Source organism: Nocardiopsis sp. YSL2 (assembly GCF_030555055.1).
Classification (GTDB): Bacteria; Actinomycetota; Actinomycetes; order Streptosporangiales; family Streptosporangiaceae; genus Nocardiopsis.
Genome location: NZ_JAMOAO010000001.1, coordinates 189,641 through 211,593, shown reverse-complemented (window position 1 = coordinate 211,593; position 21,953 = coordinate 189,641). Strand labels below are relative to the sequence as shown.

At 71.4% G+C, this 21,953-nt stretch carries 15 protein-coding genes; 4 read left to right on the top strand and 11 right to left on the bottom strand.

What is annotated here, in order from left to right; translation table 11 throughout:
- Positions 1-8 precede the first annotated feature (8 nt).
- Both M1P99_RS00865 and dxs read left to right on the top strand, forming a co-directional pair.
- Positions 9-779, top strand: coding sequence for a sulfite exporter TauE/SafE family protein (locus tag M1P99_RS00865; RefSeq protein ID WP_304450785.1), 771 nt, complete (start codon positions 9-11; stop codon positions 777-779).
- Between the two features lie 272 nt (positions 780-1,051).
- Positions 1,052-2,977 carry a 1-deoxy-D-xylulose-5-phosphate synthase gene (dxs, locus tag M1P99_RS00860; protein WP_304455517.1) on the top strand — a complete coding sequence of 642 codons (1,926 nt, stop codon included), beginning with the start codon at positions 1,052-1,054 and terminating at the stop codon, positions 2,975-2,977.
- Between the two features lie 81 nt (positions 2,978-3,058).
- Here dxs and M1P99_RS00855 read toward each other — a convergent pair whose 3' ends face one another.
- The 6 genes from M1P99_RS00855 to M1P99_RS00830 all read right to left on the bottom strand — a co-directional run bounded on the left by M1P99_RS00855 (position 3,059) and on the right by M1P99_RS00830 (position 10,873).
- Positions 3,059-4,192, bottom strand: a complete 1,134-nt coding sequence (locus M1P99_RS00855) for a rhamnogalacturonan acetylesterase (RefSeq protein ID WP_304450784.1) — start codon at positions 4,190-4,192, stop codon at positions 3,059-3,061.
- Positions 4,193-4,370: 178 nt separating this feature from the next.
- Positions 4,371-7,172: a Tat pathway signal sequence domain protein gene (locus M1P99_RS00850; protein WP_304450783.1), complete on the bottom strand. Its 2,802-nt coding sequence runs from the start codon at positions 7,170-7,172 to the stop codon at positions 4,371-4,373.
- Between the two features lie 67 nt (positions 7,173-7,239).
- Positions 7,240-7,809, bottom strand: coding sequence for a hypothetical protein (locus M1P99_RS00845; protein WP_304450782.1), 570 nt, complete (start codon positions 7,807-7,809; stop codon positions 7,240-7,242).
- A gap of 6 nt (positions 7,810-7,815) precedes the next feature.
- Complete coding sequence (locus M1P99_RS00840) at positions 7,816-8,658, bottom strand: carbohydrate ABC transporter permease (protein ID WP_304450781.1); 843 nt, start codon at positions 8,656-8,658, stop codon at positions 7,816-7,818.
- Positions 8,655-9,596, bottom strand: a complete 942-nt coding sequence (locus tag M1P99_RS00835; RefSeq protein WP_304450780.1) for a carbohydrate ABC transporter permease — start codon at positions 9,594-9,596, stop codon at positions 8,655-8,657. The genes M1P99_RS00840 and M1P99_RS00835 overlap by 4 nt, the downstream gene beginning before the upstream one ends.
- Positions 9,597-9,604: 8 nt before the next feature.
- Positions 9,605-10,873, bottom strand: a complete 1,269-nt coding sequence (locus M1P99_RS00830; protein ID WP_304450779.1) for an ABC transporter substrate-binding protein — start codon at positions 10,871-10,873, stop codon at positions 9,605-9,607.
- A 471-nt stretch (positions 10,874-11,344) separates the two neighbouring features.
- Here M1P99_RS00830 and M1P99_RS00825 point away from each other — a divergent pair, with 471 nt between their 5' ends.
- Complete coding sequence (locus tag M1P99_RS00825; protein WP_304450778.1) at positions 11,345-12,751, top strand: FAD-dependent oxidoreductase; 1,407 nt, start codon at positions 11,345-11,347, stop codon at positions 12,749-12,751.
- A 264-nt stretch (positions 12,752-13,015) separates the two neighbouring features.
- Here the strand turns inward: M1P99_RS00825 and M1P99_RS00820 are convergent, their stop codons facing one another.
- Positions 13,016-14,125, bottom strand: coding sequence for a neutral zinc metallopeptidase (locus tag M1P99_RS00820; protein WP_304450777.1), 1,110 nt, complete (start codon positions 14,123-14,125; stop codon positions 13,016-13,018).
- A 90-nt stretch (positions 14,126-14,215) separates the two neighbouring features.
- Positions 14,216-15,010 (bottom strand): TetR/AcrR family transcriptional regulator, encoded by a 795-nt coding sequence (locus M1P99_RS00815; protein ID WP_304450776.1) that lies wholly within the window; start codon positions 15,008-15,010, stop codon positions 14,216-14,218.
- A gap of 148 nt (positions 15,011-15,158) precedes the next feature.
- On the opposite strand from M1P99_RS00815, the gene M1P99_RS00810 reads away from it, so the two are divergent.
- Positions 15,159-17,384: an MMPL family transporter gene (locus M1P99_RS00810; RefSeq protein WP_304450775.1), complete on the top strand. Its 2,226-nt coding sequence runs from the start codon at positions 15,159-15,161 to the stop codon at positions 17,382-17,384.
- A gap of 195 nt (positions 17,385-17,579) precedes the next feature.
- On the opposite strand, the gene M1P99_RS00805 is transcribed toward M1P99_RS00810, so the two are convergent.
- The 3 genes from M1P99_RS00805 to M1P99_RS00795 all read right to left on the bottom strand — a co-directional run bounded on the left by M1P99_RS00805 (position 17,580) and on the right by M1P99_RS00795 (position 21,872).
- Positions 17,580-18,440 carry a hypothetical protein gene (locus M1P99_RS00805; RefSeq protein ID WP_304450774.1) on the bottom strand — a complete coding sequence of 287 codons (861 nt, stop codon included), beginning with the start codon at positions 18,438-18,440 and terminating at the stop codon, positions 17,580-17,582.
- A gap of 142 nt (positions 18,441-18,582) precedes the next feature.
- On the bottom strand, positions 18,583-20,676 hold the full coding sequence (locus M1P99_RS00800) for a 3-hydroxyacyl-CoA dehydrogenase NAD-binding domain-containing protein (RefSeq protein ID WP_304450773.1): 2,094 nt from the start codon (positions 20,674-20,676) through the stop codon (positions 18,583-18,585).
- Positions 20,673-21,872: an acetyl-CoA C-acyltransferase gene (locus M1P99_RS00795; RefSeq protein ID WP_304450772.1), complete on the bottom strand. Its 1,200-nt coding sequence runs from the start codon at positions 21,870-21,872 to the stop codon at positions 20,673-20,675. Before M1P99_RS00795 ends, M1P99_RS00800 begins: the two co-directional genes overlap by 4 nt.
- Positions 21,873-21,953 lie beyond the last annotated feature (81 nt).

The window sequence follows — 21,953 nt, the reverse complement described above, 5'->3', positions numbered from 1 at the left end:
GCGTCCTCATGATCGAAGACATCGCACGCCCCGCCGCCCAGGGGCTGGCCGGCTCCGCCGACATCTGGCTGGTGCTGCTCATCGCCGGAGCGGCCGTCCTGGCCGGAGCCGCGGTCCAGAGCGCCGTCGGCCTCGGTCTCGGCCTGGTCGCCGCGCCGGTCATCTCCTTCCTCGACCCCACGCTGATGCCGGGGGCGATGCTCATCGCCGCCGTCCTGCTGCCGGTGCTCACCCTGCTGCAGGAGTGGCGGCACGTGGACTGGAGGGGCATCGCCTGGGGGCTGCCCGCACGCCTGCCCGGCACGATCGCGGCGGTGTGGGTGGTGGCCGCTCTGGCCCCCCGGGCCCTGGCCGGGGTCGTCGGCGCCATGGTGCTCGCGGCCGTGGCGCTGTCGGTGTGGTCCTTCCGGGTGCGGATCACCCCGGTGTCCCTGCTGGTCGCCGGGTGCCTGTCCGGCTTCGCCGGGACCGCGACCTCCGTGGGCGGCCCGCCGATGGCACTGCTCTACCAGCACGAGCCGCCCGCCAGGGTCCGAGCGACGCTGGCCGCGTTCTTCCTGTGCGGGGCCACGCTGTCGCTGGCCGCGCTGACGGTGGGCGGGCAGATGGACACCCGCACCCTGGTGGCCGGGCTCGCGATGATCCCGTGCGTGGCCGTCGGTTTCGGGGTGGGCAACCTCCTGCGCCGGTGGGTCGACGCGGGGTGGCTGCGCCTGGCGATGCTGTGCGTGGTCACCGCCTCGGCCCTGGGCCTGCTCGTCCAGGCCGTGCTCGGCTAGCCGGCGCTCGGGCGCGAGGGGCTATGTCACCTTCCAAAGGCGGTAATGTACGCCCAAACCGAGAGCGGGCCGTCGACGCGTGTGGTGCGGCTCACCGAGTGGGACGGCCGGACCGGACCGTGCGGACCCCTCCGGCCGGACCTGGGCGGGACCCGTGGGATCAGGCCCATAAACTCGGGTATGGATACCTGCCGGTAGCCCACTCCGGCCCATGTCGGGGGCCGGTCAGGGCACAGTTGACGGACACGCTGGACGAGGGGACTGACGAGACAGTGGCACTGTTCGAGTCGATACAGAATCCGGAAGCGCTCAAGAGGCTCCCGGCCGACCAGCTCCCTGCGCTGGCCCAGGAGATCAGGGACTTCCTGGTCGTCTCCTGCGCCCAGACCGGCGGCCACCTGGGGCCGAGCCTGGGCGTCGTCGAGCTCAGCATCGCCCTGCACCGCGTCTTCGATTCCCCCAAGGACCCGATCCTCTTCGACACCGGCCACCAGGCCTACGCGCACAAGGTCCTCACCGGTCGGCACGACTTCAGCAACCTCAAGTCGGAGGGCGGCCTGTCCGGCTACCCCTCGCGGGCCGAGTCCGAACACGACTTCATCGAGAACTCCCACGCCTCCACCGCCCTGTCCTACGCCGACGGCATGGCCAAGGCCAACGAGGTGCAGGGGCGCACGGACCGCACCGTGGTCGCGGTGATCGGCGACGGCGCCCTGACCGGCGGTATGGCCTGGGAAGCGCTCAACAACATCGCGGAGAGGAAGAACCGCCGCCTGGTCGTGGTGGTCAACGACAACGGCCGCTCCTACTCGCCCACCCGGGGCGGCCTCGCCGACCACCTGTCCTCCCTGCGGCTGGCCCCCGGCTACGAGCAGGCGCTCGACCTGGCCAAGACCACCCTCAACCGCACACCCGTGGTCGGCCAGCCCCTCTACGAGGCCCTGCACGGTCTCAAGAAGGGCGTCAAGGACGCCATCCAGCCGCAGATGATGTTCGAGGACCTGGGCCTGAAGTACCTCGGCCCCATCGACGGCCACGACGAGCAGGCCCTGGAGAAGGCGCTGCGTCGCGCGCGCGACTTCGGCGGGCCCGTGATCGTCCATTGCCTCACCCAGAAGGGCAAGGGCTACGCCCCCGCGGAGAACCACGACGAGGACCAGTTCCACGCGCCCGGCCCCTTCGACGCCGCCACCGGTGAGGCCAAGCCCGGCCCCAACGTCGTCAAGTGGACCTCGGTCTTCGCCGACACGATGGTGGAGATCGGCGCGGAGCGCGAGGACGTCGTCGCCATCACCGCGGCCATGCTCCACCCGACCGGGCTGCACAAGTTCGCCGCAGCCCACCCCGACCGCATCTTCGACGTCGGCATCGCCGAACAGCACGCCGCCACGTCGGCCACGGGCATGGCCATGAACGGCCTGCACCCCGTGGTGGCCGTCTACGCCACCTTCCTCAACCGCTGCTTCGACCAGGTGCTCATGGACGCCGCCCTGCACCGCCAGGGCGTCACGTTCTGTCTGGACCGCGCGGGCGTCACCGGCAACGACGGCGCCAGCCACAACGGCATGTGGGACATGTCCATCCTCCAGGTGGTGCCGGGCCTGCGCCTGGCCGCTCCCCGTGACGCCGAGCGCCTGCGCACCTCGCTGCGCGAGGCGGTCGCCGTCGAGGACGCACCGACCGTGGTGCGCTACCCCAAGGGCGCGGTCGCCGAGGACCTGCCCGCCCTGGACAAGGTCGGCTCCATGGACCTGCTCCGCCGCGCCACCGAGGGCGGCCGGTCCCGCGACCTGCTCATCGTGGGCGTGGGAACGATGGCCCAGGTCGCCTGCGAGGTCGCCGACCGGATGGCCGACCAGGGCATCGGCGTCAGCGTCATCGACCCCGTGTGGGTCAAGCCCCTGGACGAGGCCCTGGTGGCCGAGGCCGCCGAGCACAGTGTGGTCGCCGTCATCGAGGACAACGGCCGCACCGGAGCGGTGGGCGACGCCGTGGCCCGCCTGCTGCGCGACAACGACGTCGACGTGCCCGTGCGCACGTTCGGCATCGAGCAGGAGTTCCTGGACCACGCCAAGCGCGACCGCATCCTCCAGCAGCAGGGCCTGACCCCCCAGGAGCTGTCCCGCAAGCTCACCGAGGCCGTCCTGCGGCGCACCGAGGCCGGCCAGGGCCACGAACTGGCCGACGAGACCGCCTGACCCGCCCCCTCCCAGACGTGAGTGAGGCCGTCCCGCCATCGGCGGGACGGCCTCCTGGTGTCCGGTGGGGCCGTTGGGGTACTAGGGCCTGATCTCCCGCTCGCCGGTTCCGGCGTCCTCGGCGCGGCCGATCTCCGTGCGCACCTCGACGCGCTCGGGCACCAGCCCCTGGGCGCGCAGTTCGGCGGCCACCAGGTCCGACACCACCGCGGCTCCGGCGATCGACAGGTGGGTGTCGTCACGCAGCTCGCGGGTCAGGTACAGGTCCTTGGCGGCCTCCGGCCCCAGCCCTTCGACCACCTCACGGCTCAGCTCGGTCAGATCGATGAGAGCGGTGCCCTCGGCTGCGGCGACCGCGCGCATCTCCGCGGGCAGGTCCACCCCGAGGCCGTTGACGATCAGGCCCACCTCGTTGAGCCGGTCGCCGGTGAACCAGCGCCGCACCACCGGGGTCACCAGGACGGGTTCGGCACCGGTGGCGCGGATGCGTGTGACGGCTGCGGTCAGGTTCGCGCGGAACTCCTCCGCGCTCGTCTGCTTGTCGTTGTGCCCGACCTGGTACAGGACCGTGTCACCGGGTGCGAGCCGCTGCTCGACCGCGGGCAGCAGGGCCGGGTGGGCGAGCACGGATCCGCTGCTCTCCCCGGAATCGGCGTAGTTGGCGACGGCCAGGCCGTGCCGGTAGTGGGCGGGCAGCATCTGGCCCCAGCCGGTGTAGGGGTGGCTGCCCTGGTCGGTGACGGTGGAGTCGCCCAGGAGGTAGAGGTCGGACCGTCCGTCGGGCACGGGCGCGAGCCCGACCGCGTCGACCTCGGGGGCCGGGCCGTCGAAGACCAGGGTGAGCCCGGGCTCGCCGGGACCGCCCCCGCCGGTGGGTTCGCCCTCCGGATCGCGGACGTCGACGGTGAAGGTCGCCCGGTGCGTGTGGCCGGCCTCCGTCGCGGTGGCGGGGACCATCAGCCGGCGGGCCTCGGCCCACACGGCCGTGTGGGCGGCCTCGGCGCCGCCGAGGCGGACGGTCACGTCGTACCGGCCGGGGTCGACGTCGAAGCGGCAGACCACGGGCGCCGTTCCGGTGCACTCCTCCAGGAGCGCGGGGGCGGGGTGCGGAGCCGGACCCAGGCCCTGCCGGGGCGGGGCGGCGTGGGCGGGCGCGGCCACCGATGCGGCCAGGGCGAGGGCGGCGAGCCCGGTGATCAGATGGTTGGTGCGCACTGCGTTCTCCAGGGGTCGAGGGGGACGGGGGAGAAGGGGAGTGGAGCCGTGCGGGGCCTCGCGGGTGCGGGCCCGTGGGTCCGGGGACACCCCGGGGAGGGACGCCCCGGACCCACGTTCCGGGGGGTGTTCCTCGATGGCCTTCGAGTGGGCGAGAGACCGCCGCGCGGAACACGGTCTAGGTACGCGGCAGTTTGTCGCCGATCAGCGCCAGGTTCTGGATCGCGGCCAGCCCGAACAGCGCCGTGGTGTTGGTCGACACCCACGGCGCGCTGTCCGCCGGGTTGAGGGTGCGCTCGGACTCCGTCGAGCTCCAGTCGCGGTCGTGCGCGTACTCCCAGCCGTCCTGGGGATTGAGGAACCGGTCCCACGCGCGCGAGGCGTAGGAGTCCTCGCCCAGCCGCACCGCGGCGTAGGCGTCCAGCCGGGAGTGGCCCTGGCGCAGGATGAGGTGGCCGAAGTGCTCGCCCACCTCGGCCGTCTGTTCGTCGCGACTGGCGTTGTACAGACGGCAGTACTGCAGCCACGCCTGCTCGAACTCGGGCATGTCCACCAGATCGATCAGCTCGGCGCACACCTCCACCTGGCCGAACATCGCCGACAGGTGGCTCACGCCCACCGCGGGCTCCGCCTCGGCGAACACCCCGGTGTCCAGGTCGTAGAGCCCCTCTCCCTGGATGAACCCGTTGGGCATGGCGGCGATCGACTCCATCGTTCCGCGCAGCTTGGCCTCGGCGGTCTCCGCCTTGGGCCCGCGGCGCTCCCACTCGGTCAGCCAGGCGAACGCCAGGCCGCTCCAGTCCGTGCCCAGGCCGATCGCCAGCGCGTTGCGGTCCGGTTCGTAGGGCTCGGTGCGGATCTTGCGCAGCGGGTCCAGCGCCAGGAACGTCTCGTCGGAGTCCACCAGGGCGCGCATCAGGTCTCCGGTGCGCTCGTCGGCGGTCAGGAAGTAGAACATCCGGCGGTACCCGGCCGTGGAGATGCGCTGCTGCTTGGCACTGCACCCCCAGTGCTGCACGTTGTGGCGGGTGCCGAGCCCCGCCCACGGGCCCAGGTGGTACACGTCCACCTCGCCGGTGTGCCGCGTCATCGCCTCGGCCATGCGGAACACGTCCGCGCGCCCCGAGCGCATGTAGGCGTACCACAGCCACAGGTCGGGAGAGAGCTCGGAGTTGTCCCAGGCGTACCCGCCGACGTCGTACCGCCACACCTCCCGGTCCTCGTCGAAGGTGTGCATGATGTCGCCGTAGTCCCAGAACCCGTACCAGTGGCGCTGCTCGACCTGCGCGGAGTAGTAGTCGAAGAGGAAGTCGAGGTTGGCCTCGATCTCGGCCTGGGCGGGGTCGGAGCGGTCCACCGGCGCGAACAGGCCGCCGAACACGCCCGCCGAGGTCAGGTGCGACGTCGAGTTGACGATCTGCGGGGTCGCGCTCACCGTGCGCCCCATTGCGCCCAGGCGCTCGGCCGAGGGCGTGGCCGCCACGGCCCAGAACGTCAGCTCCGTGGTCCTGGCGATGCCGTGGGGCGTGCCGAAGCCGGGTTCGTAGTCCTCGTAGGTGATCTTGAGGCCGTCGAGCTGGTCGGCGTGGGTGTCCTGGCCCATGCCGTCGTGGTAGAAGCGCGTGTCCATCGGACCGGCCTCGGGCGACCACATCCAGATCGTCGCCTGCGCCTCGTCGGTGTGGGCGCCGCGCACGTCAAGCTGCGCCGGGTGGCGCTGCCAGAAGTCGCGCATGCCGAACACCAGCCCGCCGCCGACACCGCCCACGTATCCGGTACCCGCGGCGCGCCGGCCCTGGTCGACCGGAACCCACCCGTGCCCGGGGGCCGTGCGCTTGCGTACGGAGAACCCCTCGGAGGTGAGCTGGCTCAGCGTGTGGTCGCCCCAGGCGGGCACGTAGTGCATCCACTCGCCGACCCGCGGGTCCCACGTGCCGATGTCGGGGAGCCGTTCCCCGGCGACCTGCGCGGCCCGCACCTGCGCGCCCGGGTCGCGGCGCAGCCCCGTCACGCCCTGGACGGCTTCGGCCACCATGCGCTCGCCGCCCGAGAGCAGCCGCACGTGCCGGTTGTAGAGCTCGTCGCGCATCGGTACGGAGAACCGCACGCCCAGGCCTGCCACGAAGTCCGTGGTGCCGTCGCTGTCCAGGACGAAGCTGTGCACCACGCGGAAGGAGTCCGATCCGGCGAAGAAGTACAGCCGCAGCGTGAACGGCAGCCACCCCCGGCGCCCGTTCACCTTCCCCCGGCGCGCGGCGCGGTGGGTGCCCTCCACGCGCACCACCGCGCGCACCGGGCCCTCCTGTTCGACCGTCACCTCGTCGATCCAGCTCCTGTAGGCGTGCCGGCGGGCCGGCGCGGCCTCGATGTCGTCGACGATGTCGTCCTGCTTGAGCGCGACCAGCTCGCCGTCCGTGGCGATGGTGACCCCGTCGCGCTCCACACTGGAGACCACGTACTGGCCCCGGGTGGGGATCCTCGCCGTGATCACGCCGGTGGACACGGTCACCTCCCGGCCGCCGGTCGAGACCGACACCGCCGACTCCGGCTCGGCCGGTGTCCCCTCGCCCAGCGTGTACTCCTCATGGGCGGCCACCGAACCGGGGATGGCGTGGCCGGTCCACTTCACCGTCCCGTCCGGCCAGAACGCGGTCGGCCAGGTCTGCAGGGGAACGGCCGTGCCGTCCGCGCCGTGGAGGGCGAAGGAGGCCCCCTCCGCGACGGCGCCCTTGGGCCAGGGCGTGCCCCAGGTCGCGCCGGGGAGCTCGGAGGGCACGCCCTCCAGCCACCGGACACCGACGTCGGGCGCACCGGCGGGTTCGGTGGGCAGGGCCGCGGCGGCGGCCGTCCCGCCCCAGCCCGCGTCCATCGCCATCGTGGTGAGCGGGACGGCCACCCCGGTGGCGGCCATGCCCTTGAGGACGTCGCGCCGGACGTATTCCGTCCTCGCGCTCTCCTGTGTGCCTGTCTGCTCGTGCACGTGTGGTGCCTTTCCACCGGCTCGTGTGGAGCCGGACGTGAACTGCCGGGACCCCCGCCCCGTTCGATCACCCCGTGGTCCGGACGGCCTCCCTTCCCTCGGCGCGTACCTCCACGGCCGCGGCGGCCAGCAGCACCTGCCCCAGCACCAGCGGCGCCATGATCGGCACGGCCGTGCCGATCACCGCGGCCGCGACCACCGCCAGGACCACCAGGGCCGACCCGTACAGGTCGCCGGTGATCCGGTCGGCACCGGCGCGGGCCGTGCCGCGCCAGTCCAGGCCCGGGCGCCAGCACGCCGCGATGCGCAGCAGCGCCGCCGCGGCCGCGACGACGGCCGCGGCGGCGGCAGCGGACCACACACCGGCACCGGGAAGGCCCGCCCCGGCCGCCCCGTAGCCCACCAGGAGCACGGCCGCGGCCGTCGGCGGCAGGAGCAGGACGGGCGGACCGGCGCGCAGGGCCTCCCGCAGGCGCGCGGCGAACAGCGCGACGCCCGCCGGCCCGGTCCGTGACTCGCGCAGGACCGCGCATCCGGCGGCGACCGCCGCCAGGGCCGGGACGACCAGGAGCGCCACCAGCGCGGTCAGGACCCCGACCAGCAGGGATTCGGCGAACAGGCCCAGGCGTGGGAACACCTCACCTCACCCCTTCAGACCCGAGGTCGCCATGCCGTCGACCAGGTAGCGCTGGAAGGCGGCGAAGAACAGCAGCACCGGCAGCATCGAGAGCACCGAGAGCGCGAACATCGGGCCGAAGTTCGCCACCGACTCCTGGGTGTCGACGAACAGCCGCAGTGCCAGCGGCAGCGTGTAGTGGTCCGGCGAGGACAGGTAGATCAGCTGCTGGAAGAAGTCGTTCCAGGTCCAGATGAAGGTGAAGATCGCCGTGGTGATGAGCGCGGGGCGCAGCAGCGGCAGGATCACCAGCGTGAAGATCCGGAACGGTCCGCAGCCGTCGATGCGCGCGGCCTCGTCCAGGTCCTGGGGCAGCTGTCGGACGAACTGCACCATGAGGAAGACGAAGAAGGCGTCGGTGGCCAGGAACTTGGGCAGGACCAGCGGCCAGAAGGTGTCGACCATGCCCAGCTGCTGGAAGATCGTGTACTGCGGGATCAGCACGACGTGGTACGGCAGCATGATCGTGGCCAGCATGAACGCGAACATCGGCGTGCGCAGGCGAAAGCGCAGGCGGGCGAAGGCGTAGGCGGCCAGGGAGCAGGTGAGGACGTTGCCCAGCACCGCGCCCACCGAGATGAGCGTGGTGTTGAGGAAGAAGCGCCACACCGGGACGCCCACGCGCGGTTCGAGCGCGGCCGCGTAGTTGCTCCACTCCCAGGTCCGCGGGATGAGCGTGATGCTCGTGACGATCTCGCGGCTGGGCTTGAGGCTGCTGGCCAGCATCCACGCCAGCGGGTAGAGCATGACCAGCAGGATCGCCAGGACCAGCGCGTGCCAGGCGAGCGTGCGGATGCGTGCGGGCGTCATCGCTTCTCCCCCGCGTAGTGCACCCAGGAGCGGGCGCTGCGGAAGATCAGCCCCGTCACCAGCGCGATACCCAGGAGCAGGACCCAGGCCATGGCCGAGGCGTAGCCCATGTTGAACTCCACGAATCCCTTCCGCCACAGGTAGAGCGTGTAGAACAGCGTCGTGTCGCTCGGACCGCCGGTGCCGCCGCTCACCACGAAGGCGGCGTTGAACACCTGGAAGGCGTTGATGGTGTTGAGGACGAGGTTGAAGAAGATCACCGGCGAGAGCATGGGCACCGTGATCGAGCGGAACCGGTGCCAGGCGTTGGCGCCGTCCACGGCCGCGGCGTCGTAGAGCTCCTGGGGGATCTGTTTGAGTCCGGCCAGGAAGATCACCATCGGCGCGCCGAACTGCCACACGATCAGCAGCACCAGGACGGCCAGGGCCAGCTGCGGGTCGTTGACCCAGCCGCGCGAGGGCATCCCGAACAGCCCGGAGAGCTGGTCGGCCGGCCCGTCGGCGGTGAACAGCGAGCGCCACACCAGGGCGAGCGCCACGCTGCCGCCCAGGAGCGAGGGCGCGTAGAACGCCGACCGGTACACGCCCGACATCCGGCTCGCCCGGTTCAGCAGCAGGGCCACGCCCAGGGCGGCGGCGAGCTGGATCGGGACGCCGAAGACGACGAAGCGCACGGTCGCCAGCACCGAGTTGCCGAACCTGGGGTCGTCGGTGAGCATCCGCTCGTAGTTCTCCAGGCCGATCCAGTTCGGGGTGGAGAACAGGTCGTAGTCGGTGAAGGACAGGTAGAGCGAGGCGAGCATCGGCCCGAGGAACATCAGCAGGGCGCCGAGGATCCACGGGGACAGGAACAGATAGCCCGTCGCGGGATGGTCGCCGTAGGTGCCGCTCCGCCGCCGGCGCGGGCGGGCGGCGGAGCGGGTGAGCGGAGTGGTCATGTCGCCGTTCAGTCCTGGTTGTCGGCGACGACCTGCTCGGCCTCGGCGTAGAAGGCGCGCGCCTGCTCCTCCGGGTCGGCCCGGTCGAACATCACGTCCTCGTAGTAGGTGGTGAAGAGGTCGAACAGGGTGCTGGCGCCCTGCGGCGGGGCGGGCGGGCCCTCCTTGAGCTCGGGGCCGACCAGTTCCTCGTACTCGTACACCTGCTGCCAGGCGCCCTCGAGACCGGCGGCGATGTGCTCGCGGTTGGTCTGGTTGGCCGGCAGGCCGAAGGCCATGCCCAGTGCCTCGGCGGCGGCGGGCTCGTTGACGATGTAGTCGATCAGGGCCAGGGACTCCTCCTCGTGGGAGGTGCGGGCACTGGCGCTGATGAGCATCGCGGGCTCGGCGTACAGGCCGAGCGAGTCGGCCTGGGGCAGTGGAGCGAGGGCGAAGTCGCCGTCGAACTGCTCACCGTGATCGGGTCCGAAGGTCGAGTCCGGCGTGAACTCCGAGGCCGAGTGGCGCTGGAACATGGGGGAACCGGCGGTCCTGTCGTTGGTGATCTCGCCCGGGGTGGTGGCTCCGGCCTCGCGGAACTCCGTGGCCATCTCCCACCACTCGACGACGTCGTCGGCGGTGTAGCCGAGCTCGCCGTCCTCGGTGTAGAGGGACTTGCCCTTCTGGCTGAGGTAGACCTTGAACCAGGACTCGATGCCGCCGAAGTCGCTGGCGCCGTAGACCTCCTCGTCGGTGTGCTCGGAGACGAGCTGGGCGGCTTCGAGGTAGTCGTCCCAGGTCCAGCCGAGTTCGGGCGCCTCGGCCCCGGCCTCCTCCCACAGCCCGGGGTTGTAGGGCATGGTGATGGTGATCTGGCTCATCGGCAGGCCCCACAGGTGGTCGCCGTCGGTGCCCAGTCCCATGACCTGGGGGATGATGTCGTCGGTGCGCACGCCCTCGCCGACGTGCGGCGCCAGGTCCATGACGACGTTGCGGCCCGTGTACTCGCGCAGGTGGCGGTCGCTCATGAGGAACACGTCGGGGGCGTTGCCGCCGGCCATCTCGGTGTTCATCCGCTGCCAGTAGGGGTCGTACTCGGCGATGGTCGTCTCGACCTGGATTCCGGGGTTGTCGTCCATGAACGCCTGGACGGCGGCCTGGACGACCTCGTAGCGTTCCTCGCTGCCCCAGATCGCGAAGCGCAGGGTGGTCTCGCCGTCCGACCCGCCGGAACCGCCGCAGGCGGTCGCCAGGAGGGTGAGGGCCAGCGCGGTGGCCGCGACCGGTGTCTTCTTCACGTGGATCTCTCTCGTCTGGCCCAGGTCCGGACACACGTCGCGCAGGGCTGAGCAAGCGCTTTCCAGAAACCTGGGGGGATGGCTGGTGGGAGGCTCCTTGGCTGGTGGCGCACACGGATCGGGGCCCCGGAGGGACCGCACGAGCCGGGTGCGTCCTTGGATTTAAACGTCTTAATGCCGGGTGGACAAGACCCTGGCTCGGGGTGAACGGGAGGGGTGGGGTGAGGCATCCCTGTGGTGTCGCAGGCGCCCTGGGGGGTGTTGATCCTGCTCACAAGGGATGCGGGGGATTTCAGAAAGAATGTTGCCTGTTACCTGATCGCAATGAAGTGGATCACACTGACGGCCACTGTCGGCGGGTTCGCCTGGGGTGTGGATGTTCCTTTGGTTAATACGTTTTAAGTCCTGTTGGTCCGCTCGTCCCCCGAGCGTTCCGAGCCGCACGTCCGCCACGGCTGCGACAATGGCGCCATGACTTCACCCGCACCCGAGCGGCCGCGCACCGACGGCGCCGGTCCGCTCCGCGTCGCCGTCATCGGCTCCGGACCGGCGGGCGTCTACACGGCCGACGCCCTGACCCGGCAGAACCGCGTCCCCGTCCGGGTCGACGTCATGGACCGCCTGCCCACGCCCTACGGACTCGTGCGCTACGGTGTCGCCCCCGACCACACCAAGATCAAGGGTGTGGCGCGCGCGCTGCGCACCGTCCTGGAACGCCCCGAGGTGCGCTTCGTGGGCGGGCTGGAGTTCGGCACCGACCTCACCCGCGACGACCTCGCGCACGCCTACCACGCCGTGGTCTACGCGACCGGGGCCAGCGTCGACCGCCGCCTGGGCGTGCCCGGCGAGGACCTTCCCGGCAGCGTCGCCGCCACGGACTTCGTCAACTGGTACTGCGGACACCCCGACAGCGAGCTGGAGCGGTTCGTCCTGGACGCCGAAAGGGCGGTGGTGGTCGGCGCGGGCAACGTCGCCCTGGACGTGGTCCGCATCCTGGCCAAGACCGCCGACGAGCTCCGCCACACCGACATCCCCCAGCCCGTCCTGGACGCCCTGGCCGCCAGCCGCGTGCGCGAGGTGCACCTGTTGGCGCGCCGCGGCCCCCTCCAGGCCCGGTTCACCGCCCCGGAGCTGCGCGACCTGCTCGACCTGCCCGGCGCCGACGTCCACGTGCGCGCCGACCAGGTCGACATCGACCCCACACAGGTGGGCGGAGGCGGTCCGGAACTGCGTGACGTCTCCCGTGCCGCGCGGACCAACCTGCGCCTGCTCTCCGAGCTCGCCGGTCGAGCGCCGAAGGGGAGGCCCCGCAGCGTCCACCTGCACTTCTGGTCGCGCCCGGTGCGCATCCTGGGCACGGACCGCGTGCGGGGCGTCCGGGTCGAGGAGACCCGCCTGGACCCCGAGGGCAGGCTCGAGGGCACGGGCCGGACGACCGACCTCGACGCCGGAATGGTGCTGCGATCGGTGGGCTACGCCGGGGTGCCCCTGGCGGGCGTGCCCTTCGACGACCTGCGGCGCACGGTCCCGCAGGAGGACGGGCGGGTGCTGGACGCCGAGGGGGCCGTGGTCCCGGGCGACTACGTCGCCGGGTGGATCAAGCGCGGCGCCTCCGGGGTGATCGGGACCAACAAGTCCGATGCCGCCGCCACCGTCCGGTCCCTGCTCGCGGACTCCGACGCCCTGATGGCCGCGGCTCCGCGCACGGTGCCGCTGGAGCGGCTGCTGGACGAGCGCGGGCTGGCTCACTACGACTACCAGGACTGGCTGCGCATCGACATCGCGGAGGCCGAACAGGCCCGCGAGCTGGAGCGCGGCGAGCGCGTCAAACTGCACGGCTGGGACGCCTACCGGGAGGCGGCTGCTCGGGGCGCTTGATGCCGGGGCCTTCGTCGTCGACTTGCCTTGCTCGTTCCCGCACCGTCGCCCGCCACCACCCTCAACGGACGCCTGCGGCGCGGCCCTTCCTGCTTTGGCCCGGATCGACCCCCTGTGGTCGCGGCGGGCACGCCCGTGGGCGTTCGACCCCCTGGGGTTCCGGCGGTCAGAACGGCCACCTGCGACCTCTGCGGCGCCGCAGGAGGGGCGGCCTGCGTTCTCCCCCCCCGTGGCTCGGCCGTTCCTCCTTCGGCACGCGCTCGGTCAGAGCACCCGGCCCTCCTCGGCGCCGTAGGTGTTGCAGCTGCCCACGGTCGGCTCGGACCAGCCCTGCTCCATCCAGAAGGCCCGGTTGACCGCGGTGCCGTGCGTGGGCAGGTCGCCGCCGCCGTTGAAGTTGGCGTTGACCACTTCGAGGGTCTGGGCGCCGCCGTCGGTGATCCCGCGGAGCCCGATCCCCGCCATGCACTCGGCCTGGAGCTCGGTCCGGCGCAGGGCGTCGAGCTCGTCGGCCTCGTTGACGGCCGACGTGCGCAGGTCGTGGCTGATGCCCAGGATGCCGGTGGCGTACTGCACGTGGTGGCCGTACTCGTGTCCCATGAGGGCCAGCCACACCTGTTCGCGCTCGTCCGGCCGCACCTGTGCCCCGAGCTCGCGCACGTTGGGCAGGACCACGGTGATCCGGGTGAAGTCGCCCTCGTAGTAGGCGAGCGTGTAGCCCTCGGCGTCGGCGGGGTCCGGCGACTCGGTGGTGACCGCGAACTCGGGTGCCTCCGCCATCAGGCCCAGGTCCGCCAGGACGGGCGCCCAGAGTTCGTCCAGGCAGCCGCCGACCGCCGTCGCGAACTCCTCCCAGGACTCGTCGGACTCCGACCGCAGCTCGGGTGGGTCGCAGTCGACGGGCTCCGGCATCGCGGCCTCGTACAGGGGGTGGTCGGCGACGTCCACCGTGACCGGGTTGGGCGGCGCGGCCATGGTGTCCTCGTAGTGGAGGGACAGGTTGGTCCCTCCGGTGGCGGGCTCCTCGCGCGGGGTGTTGACCACGATCAGCACGCTCGCGGCCAGGGCGGACAGTGCGACCGCGGCGGCCACGCCCGCGCCGAAGAGCACACCCGCGCCGTTCTGGCCGGACGGGGGCGAGGGGGGCGGCGGCAGTGGCCGCGTCGCCGGGGGCGCGGGCCAGGGCGGCGGCGGGAAGGCGCCGTGGCCGCCCGCGGGCGGCACGTGGGGCGCGTGGGAAGGCGCAGGGGGCGCCGGGGCGGGGTACGCGGCCGGGGCGGGCCACCGGGCCTGTGCGGCGTGGTCGACGGGGCCGGGGCCCTGGGGGCCGGAGGGCGCGGCCCCGGGCTGCTCGCCGCCGGGTCGGTTCTCCACGGGGTCTGTCCTCGCTATCGTTCCGACGCACCGGGCTGGGCCGGTTCGGCGCGCGAATCCGGCAAGTGTCGCAGAACTCCAGTATGGGGGCTAATCCGGCGAGGCGCTCGGACGCGCGCCCGCTTCGCCCTCGTCGGCGGGCGGCGTGTAGCGCACCCCCAGCTCGGTCATGACGTCGAGCAGTTCGGCCTCGAACAGCGGTTTCATGTCGTTCATCGCGAAGTGCATGTGCTCGAAGACCTCCATGCACACCACGCCGTAGAGCCGCACCCAGCACGAGGCGAGGATCCTGACGGCGGCCACGGGGATGTGGTCGGCCGAGATCCCGCAGGTGTCCGCGAAGGAGCGCAGCTCCCGCGCGAGGTCGGCGGGTACGCTCTCGTCCTCGGGCAGGGGGAAACGCTGTTCGGCCAGCAGGCGGTCGAAGAGCGTGAAGAACGTGGCGCCGAACCGGCGGCCCGCCTCCACCGCCGGGGTGATGTCCGCCTCGGGGGCCGTGCGCGGCCCGAACATGATGGCGAACTCCGCGCGGTGCCCGGTCGCCCACGAGCGAAAGGCACGCAGGGAGCTGAGGATGCGCTGGTCGGTGTCGTGGTCGGGGACGCCGGCGTCCGCGGCGGCCACGGCGGACGCGAGCTCGTCGAACAGGTCGGCGGCCACGGCCACGAGGAGGGCGTCGATCCCCGGGACGTAGCGGTACAGGCCGGGGGCGGTCATGCCCATCTCACGGGCGACGGCGCGCAGGGACACACCCGCGGGTCCGTGCTCGACCAGGTGGCGCCGGGCGGTCTCCTTGATCTCCAGGAGTGTGGCTTCGCGCACACGCTCCCGCCGGGTGGGGGCGCTCGTGCCCGTCGGTGGCGCCGGGACCTGCGGTGTGGCCATGTGCTGCGTAACACCCCGTTTCCACGCGCCGGTTCGGTGGCGCGTGACTCAACAATGCGACATTGACATCGTAACGCCCGAACGCTTTAGTGAACACCGTTAGCTGACACCGTTCACCCACATGAAGACCGTTCGCGGAGGATCACGCATGCGCACACATATGGGGATCTTCGGGCGTCTGGGGCTGGCCGCCCACCGTCGCCGATGGTGGGTCCTGGTGGCCACGGCGCTCTTCGCGGTCTTCGCCGCCGTCTGGGGCTCGGCGGTGTTCTCCGACGTCAGCGAGAGCGGTTTCGAGGACCCCGACTCGGAGTCGTCGCGCGCCGTCCAGGTCCTGGAGGACGAGCTCGGCCACGACGACGTCGACGTCGTCGCGGTCTACCGCAGCGATGAGATGCGGGTGGACAACCCCTCCTTCGCGGCGGCCGTGCAGCGGATCGTGGACGACCTGCCCGAGGACGCCGTCGCCGAGGCCGACACCTATCTCGACGAGGACCTCGGGGAGACCGAGCGCGGCATCCTCGTCTCCGAGGACATGCACGCCACCTACGTACCGGTGACCCTGTCCGGCGCGGACCACGCCGAGCGCCTCCACCAGTACGACGAGGTCGCCGAGGTCCTGGAGTCCGGCCAGCTCGACGTCCACCTGGGCGGCCCCGTGGCGGTCGAGAGCGAACTGTCGGCCACGGCCGAGAGCGACGTCGTGCGCGCCGAACTGGTCACGCTGCCGATCCTGCTGCTCCTGCTCGTCCTGATCTTTCGCGGACTGATCGCCGGGCTGGTGCCCCTGGCCGTCGGCGGTCTGGCCATCCTCGGCTCCCTCACCGCCCTGCGCGCTCTGACCCACGTCACCGACGTGTCGGTGTTCGCGATCAACGTCGCCACCATCCTGGGCCTGGGCCTGGCGATCGACTACGGACTGTTCCTCGTCAGCCGCTTCCGCGAGGAGACGGGACAGGGCAGACCGATCGCCGAGGCGGTGGGCCGGACGGTGGACACCGCGGGCCGCACGGTGGCCTTCTCCGGCGTCACCGTGGGTATCGCCTTCGCGGGCCTGCTCTTCTTCCCCCAGCCGATCCTGCAGTCGATCGGATGGGGCGGCATCGCGGTCGTCGCCTTCGACCTGGTGGCCGCGCTCGTGTTCCTGCCCGCTCTGCTGTCCGTGGTCGGGCCCCGGATCGACAGCCTGCGCATCCCCCTGCCCCGCCGCACCGTCACCGGAGCCGTCCACGAGCGCGCCGGTGCCTGGGCACGCCTGGCCCGCACGGTGATGCGCGGCCCCGCGGTCTCGCTGGTCGCGGTCGGCGGCGTACTCCTGGCCTTCGGTTCTGGGCTGGCCTCGGCCCAGCTCGGCTCCACCGACCAGCGCTACCTGCCCGAGGACGCAGGGAGCCGGATCGCGAGCGAGTCGCTCGCGGACGACTTCCCCGCGGGCGGCCTGGGACGGCTGCACGTCGCGGTGGTCGGCGACGTCGCCGAGGACGACCTGGAGGACTACGCCGAACGGCTGGCGGACCTGCCCGAGGCGGCCCTGGCCTCGGTGGAGCGCACCGGTGACGGTATCGCGCACGTGCTGGTCGCCTACGAGGGCGAGTCGGACTCACCCGAGATCGAGGGCCTGGTCGCCGACGTGCGGTCCGAGCCGCTGCCGGAGGGGGCCCAGGAGACCCTGGTGGGCGGAGTGGCCGCCATGCAGGCGGACAACGTGGCGGCGATCGTCGAGTCGGTGCCCGTCACGGTCGCCTTCGTGGCCACCGCGACCCTGCTCCTGCTCTTCCTCGCCTTCGGATCCGTGGTGCTGCCGGTCAAGGCGGTCCTGATGGGCGCCCTGTCGCTGAGCGCGTCCCTGGGCCTGGTGGTGTGGGGGTTCCAGGAGGGCGCGTTCGCGGCCGTGCTGGGCTTCGACGCCGTCGGCACGATCGACCCCACGTACCTGGTCCTGATCACCATCGTCTCGTTCGGCCTGGCGATGGACTACGAGCTGTTCCTGCTCAGCCGGGTGCGCGAGGAGTACCTGCGCAGCGGGGACAACACCGGGTCGGTGGCGCTGGGACTGCAGCGCACGGGCCAGATCATCACCAGCGCCGCGCTGCTGCTCGTGGTGGTCCTGGTGGCGATGGGCACCTCAGGGCTGCTGTTCCTGAAGATCATCGGCATCGGCCTCGCCCTGGCGGTGGTCGTGGACGCCACACTCGTGCGGGCCGTCATGGTGCCGGCGACGATGCGCCTGCTGGGCGGTGCCAACTGGTGGCTCCCGCGGCCCCTGCGGTGGGTGCACGACCGCATCGGCATCTCCGAGGGCGGGGCGGAAGAGGACGGATCCAGCGTCCGCACCGCGCCGGAGCGGAGCCCCCGCGAACTGGAGCGCATCTAGGGCGTGCGCTGCGGATACTCGCCCCGCTGCGCGTCGCTCCGGCGGTATCCACCACCCACGCCCTGGCGCGGTGCCCCGAACCGGTCGCCGCGGAGGATGCCGCCCGCGCCGGGCTCGTGTCCGCGGACGGCCCGCACCGGAGGATCCGGCGCGGGCCGTCCCCACCGCTCACCGGGCCCGTTCACGTACGGGGACCTACTCGGCGAACAGTTCGTCCATGGTCGTCGCGGTCACGGACCTGTCCAGCCACGTGTCGAGGGTCTCTTCGTCCGTGCACCGGAGGATGCGCTCGCGCGCCTCCCCGGGGACCTCGATGCCGCGCCTGGCGAGTACCCGCAGAAGCGCCTTGGCCTCGCCCTCGGCTCGGAGGCTGTCCACCCAGGGGCTGTGGTAGTCGAACGTGTTCGCCATCATGAGCGCCTCCAGTGCCTTCTGTCCATCAGTTCCGGCGAGCAGGTGCAGCGAGTACCCAATGTACTTCGCCGCGTCCTCGGGGTCGATCGCGTCGAGGCCCGTGTGCAGGGCCTCCAGGACATCCGTCTTCTTCGTTCCGTGCGCGGCGGCCGACAGCACACCCAGGGTGGGGGAGGCGGAGACCGTGCCCGGGTCGGTGACGACGGGGATGTCCTTGGGTCCGATGACCAAGGGTCGGAGAACGAGCCCGGGATGCCCGAGTTCGATCGGTGCGGCGTACCAGTCGGCCACGGACTGCTTGGGGCAGATGACCAGAAGAGTGACCGGACACTCGTGCCTGGCCCGCAGGGCGGCCACGTACTCGGGCCAGGTGAAGCGCTTGCGCGCCTTCTCGTCGCGCTGGACCTCGACCACGATCCCCATGAGTCTGTCGAAGGGGTCCGTGGGGCCCCGGCCACGCAGCATGATCGCCACGTCGGAGCGGCGCTCGACGGGGTCGACGTGCCCGAGGTCGCACGAGGTGATCTCGCTGCGTTCGTACTCGGGGATTCTCGCGCCGAGTCCGCGCAGGAACTCGACGGCCATGTCGGGGGAGTCTGAGAACAGTTCTGAGTAGATCTGATGCTCTGGGGAGATTGCCACGCGTGAGACATTACACAGGGTTACGTGTCGGTAGGAACGTGTAATGGAAACGCGGAGAATCGTGGATTTCGGTGGCTTTGTGGAGAAAGGTGGCGGGCCCGGTCGCCTGTGGCGACCGGGCCCGCTCAGGGGTTCCGGGAGGCTAGAGGGCCTTCGGGGCACCCTCGTGGAACCGCTTGCCGTTGACGGCCTCGGACACGCCGGCGCGGTCCAGGTACGGCGTGATGCCGCCCGTGTGGAACGGCCAGCCCGCGCCGGTGATCAGGCACAGGTCGATGTCGGCGGCCTCGGCGACGACACCCTCGTCCAGCATGATCCGGATCTCCTTGGCCAGCGCGCGCAGCGCACGGTCCAGGATCTCGCTCTCCTCGGAGGGCTTGTCGCCGCCGCTGAAGAGCTTCTTGACCTCCGGGTCGATCGTGAGGTCGGGGGCGAAGATCGCGGTCTTGCCCTCCTTCACGATCTCGGCGAGCTCGGCCGAGACCGCGAAGCGCTCGGGGAACGCCTCGTGCAGGGTCTCGGACACGTGCAGCGCGACCGCCGGGCCGACCAGCTGGAGCAGCATGAGCGGCGACATCGGCAGGCCCAGGGGCGCGACCGCGCGGTCGGCGGTCTCGGGCTCGGTGCCCTCGCCGACCGCACCCAGAACCTCGCCCATGAACAGGGTGAGCAGGCGGTTGACGACGAACGCCGGAGCGTCCTTGCACAGCACGGCGGTCTTCTTCAGCTTCCGGGCCGTGCCGAAGGCCGTGGCCAGCGCGGCGTCGTCGGTCCGCTCGCCGCGGATGATCTCCAGCAGCGGCAGGACGGCGACCGGGTTGAAGAAGTGGAAGCCCACGACCCGCTCGGGGTGCTGGAGCTTGGACGCCATCTCGGTGATGGACAGCGACGAGGTGTTCGTGGCCAGGATCGCCTCGGGGGAGACGACCGCCTCCACCTCGGCGAAGACCTGCTGCTTGACCTCCATCTTCTCGAAGACCGCCTCGATGACGAAGTCGGCGTCCGAGAAGGCGTCCTTGGTCAGCGAACCCGTGACCAGGGCCTTGAGGTGGTTGGCCTTGTCGTTGTTGATCCGCCCCTTCTTCAGGAGCTTGTCGACCTCGCCGTGGACGTAGGCCACGCCCTTGTCCAGGCGCTCCTGGTCCAGGTCGGTCATGACGACCGGCACGTCCAGGCGGCGGGCGAACAGCAGGGCCAGCTGCCCGGCCATCAGGCCGGCGCCGACGACGCCGACCTTGGTGACCTTGCGGGCCAGCGACTTGTCGGGCGCGCCCGCGGGACGCTTGGCACGCTTCTGGACCAGGTCGAAGGCGTACAGGCCGGACGTGAGCTCGTCGCTCATGATGAGGTCGGCCAGCGCGTCGTCCTCGGCCGCGAAGCCCTCATCGGGCGTGCGGTTCTTGGCCTCGGCGACCAGCTCGACCGCGCGGGCCGGAGCGGGGGCGGCGCCGTGCAGCTTGCCCTCGACCACGAACCGGGCCATGTTGACCGCGTTGTCCCAGGCCTCACCCTTGTCGACCTCGGGGCGCTCCACCGTGACGTCGCCCTTGAGGACCTGGGCCGCCCAGCGCAGGGACTCCTCGACGAAGTCGGCGGGCTCGAACATCGCGTCGGCGATGCCCATCTCGAACGCCTGCCCGCCCTTGATCATCTTGTTCTGGGCGAGCGGGTTGTCGACGATCAGCTTCAGGGCCTTCTCGGCGCCGATCAGGTTCGGCAGCAGGTACGTGCCGCCCCAGCCCGGGACGAGCCCGAGGAAGGTCTCGGGCAGTGCGAGCGCCGGGACGCCCGAGGAGATGGTGCGGTAGGTGCAGTGCAGCGCCACCTCGGTGCCGCCGCCCATCGCCGCGCCGTTGATGAGCGCGAACGTCGGCACGTCCAGCTCGCCCAGCTTGCGGAATACGTCGTGTCCGAGCTTGCCGATGGCGTGCGCCTGCTCGCGGGTCTCGATCTTGGGCACACCGGTCAGGTCCGCGCCGACGGCGAAGATGAACGGCTTGCCGGTGACCGCGACGGCCACGATGTCGGTGCGCGCCCGGGCCGCCTCGATCTGGGCGTCCAGGCTCATCAGACCACCGGGGCCGAAGGTGTTCGGCTTGGTGTGGTCGTGGCCGTTGTCCAGTGTGATCAGGACGGCCGTGCCCGCGCCGTAGGGGAGCTCGACGTCACGCGAGATCGCGTTGGTGACGACCTCGTCGCTGAACAGTTCCCGCGCTTGCTCGATAGCGGTGCTCACTTGCCCCCCTCGTAGTTGGTGTTCTCCCACAGGACGGTTCCGCCCATGCCCATGCCGACGCACATGGTGGTCAGGCCGTAGCGGACGTCGGGACGCTCGGCGAACAGGCGCGAGAGCTGCATCATCAGGCGGACGCCGGAGGAGGCCAGCGGGTGGCCGAGGGCGATGGCGCCGCCCCACGGGTTGACGCGGGCGTCGTCGTCGGCGATGCCGAAGTGCTCCAGGAAGGCGAGCACCTGGACGGCGAAGGCCTCGTTGATCTCGATGAGGCCGATGTCGTCGATGCCCAGGCCCTGACGGGCGAGCAGCTTCTCGGTGGCGGGGACCGGGCCGACACCCATGACCTCGGGCTCGACACCGGTGAAGGAGAAGTCGACGAGGCGCATCTTGGAGCTCAGGCCGAGCTCGTCGGCGACGTTCTCGGCCGCCAGGATGGCGCCGGTGGCACCGTCGTTGAGGCCGGCGGCGTTACCGGGCGTCACGTTGCCGTGGGCGCGGAACGGGGTCTTGAGGCCGGCGAGCGACTCCATGCTCGTGCCGGGCCGCGGCGGCTCGTCCTGGGTGGCCAGGCCGAAGCCCTGCTCCAGGGAGCGCACGAGTACCTCGACCAGGTCGGGCTGGATCTTGCCGTCGGCGTAGGCCTTGGCGACCTTCTCCTGGCTGCGCACCGCGTAGGCGTCGGCGCGCTCCTTGGTGATGGTCGGGAACCGGTCGTGCAGGTTCTCGGCGGTGTTGCCCATGACGAGCGCACTGGGGTCGACCAGCTTCTCGGAGAGGAAGCGCGGGTTGGGGTCCACGCCCTCACCCATGGGGTGGCGGCCCATGTGCTCGACGCCACCGGCGATGACGACGTCGTAGGCGCCGAAGGCGATGCCCGCGCCGGAGGTGGTCACGGCCGTGAGCGCACCGGCGCACATGCGGTCGATGGCGTAGCCGGGGACGCTCTTGGGCAGACCGGCGAGGATCGCGGCGCTGCGCCCGATCGTCAGCCCCTGGTCGCCGATCTGGGTGGTGGCGGCGATGGCGACCTCGTCGACGCGCTCGGGCGGCAGGCCCGGGTTGCGGCGCATCAGCTCGCGGATGACACGGACGATCATGTCGTCGGCGCGTGTCTCGGCGTAGAGGCCCTTGCCTGACTTGCCGAACGGGGTGCGGACCCCGTCGACAAACACGACATCGCGGGCAGTTCGCGGCACGATGGGCCCTCCTTCTCCAAGGTGTGAATGGACTGTATGCGTTCATGCTACTCGCCAGTAACAAGTTGCGCGAGTGGAGGG

Excerpts from the sequence above, each read along its gene's own strand:
- M1P99_RS00865 (WP_304450785.1), top strand. The coding sequence starts at position 9 with ATGATCGAAGACATCGCACGCCCCGCCGCCCAGGGGCTGGCCGGCTCC.
- M1P99_RS00840 (WP_304450781.1), bottom strand. The coding sequence starts at position 8,658 with ATGACGCCCGCACGCATCCGCACGCTCGCCTGGCACGCGCTGGTCCTG.
- M1P99_RS00835 (WP_304450780.1), bottom strand. The coding sequence starts at position 9,596 with ATGACCACTCCGCTCACCCGCTCCGCCGCCCGCCCGCGCCGGCGGCGG.
- M1P99_RS00825 (WP_304450778.1), top strand. The coding sequence starts at position 11,345 with ATGACTTCACCCGCACCCGAGCGGCCGCGCACCGACGGCGCCGGTCCG.
- M1P99_RS00815 (WP_304450776.1), bottom strand. The coding sequence starts at position 15,010 with ATGGCCACACCGCAGGTCCCGGCGCCACCGACGGGCACGAGCGCCCCC.
- M1P99_RS00810 (WP_304450775.1), top strand. The coding sequence starts at position 15,159 with ATGCGCACACATATGGGGATCTTCGGGCGTCTGGGGCTGGCCGCCCAC.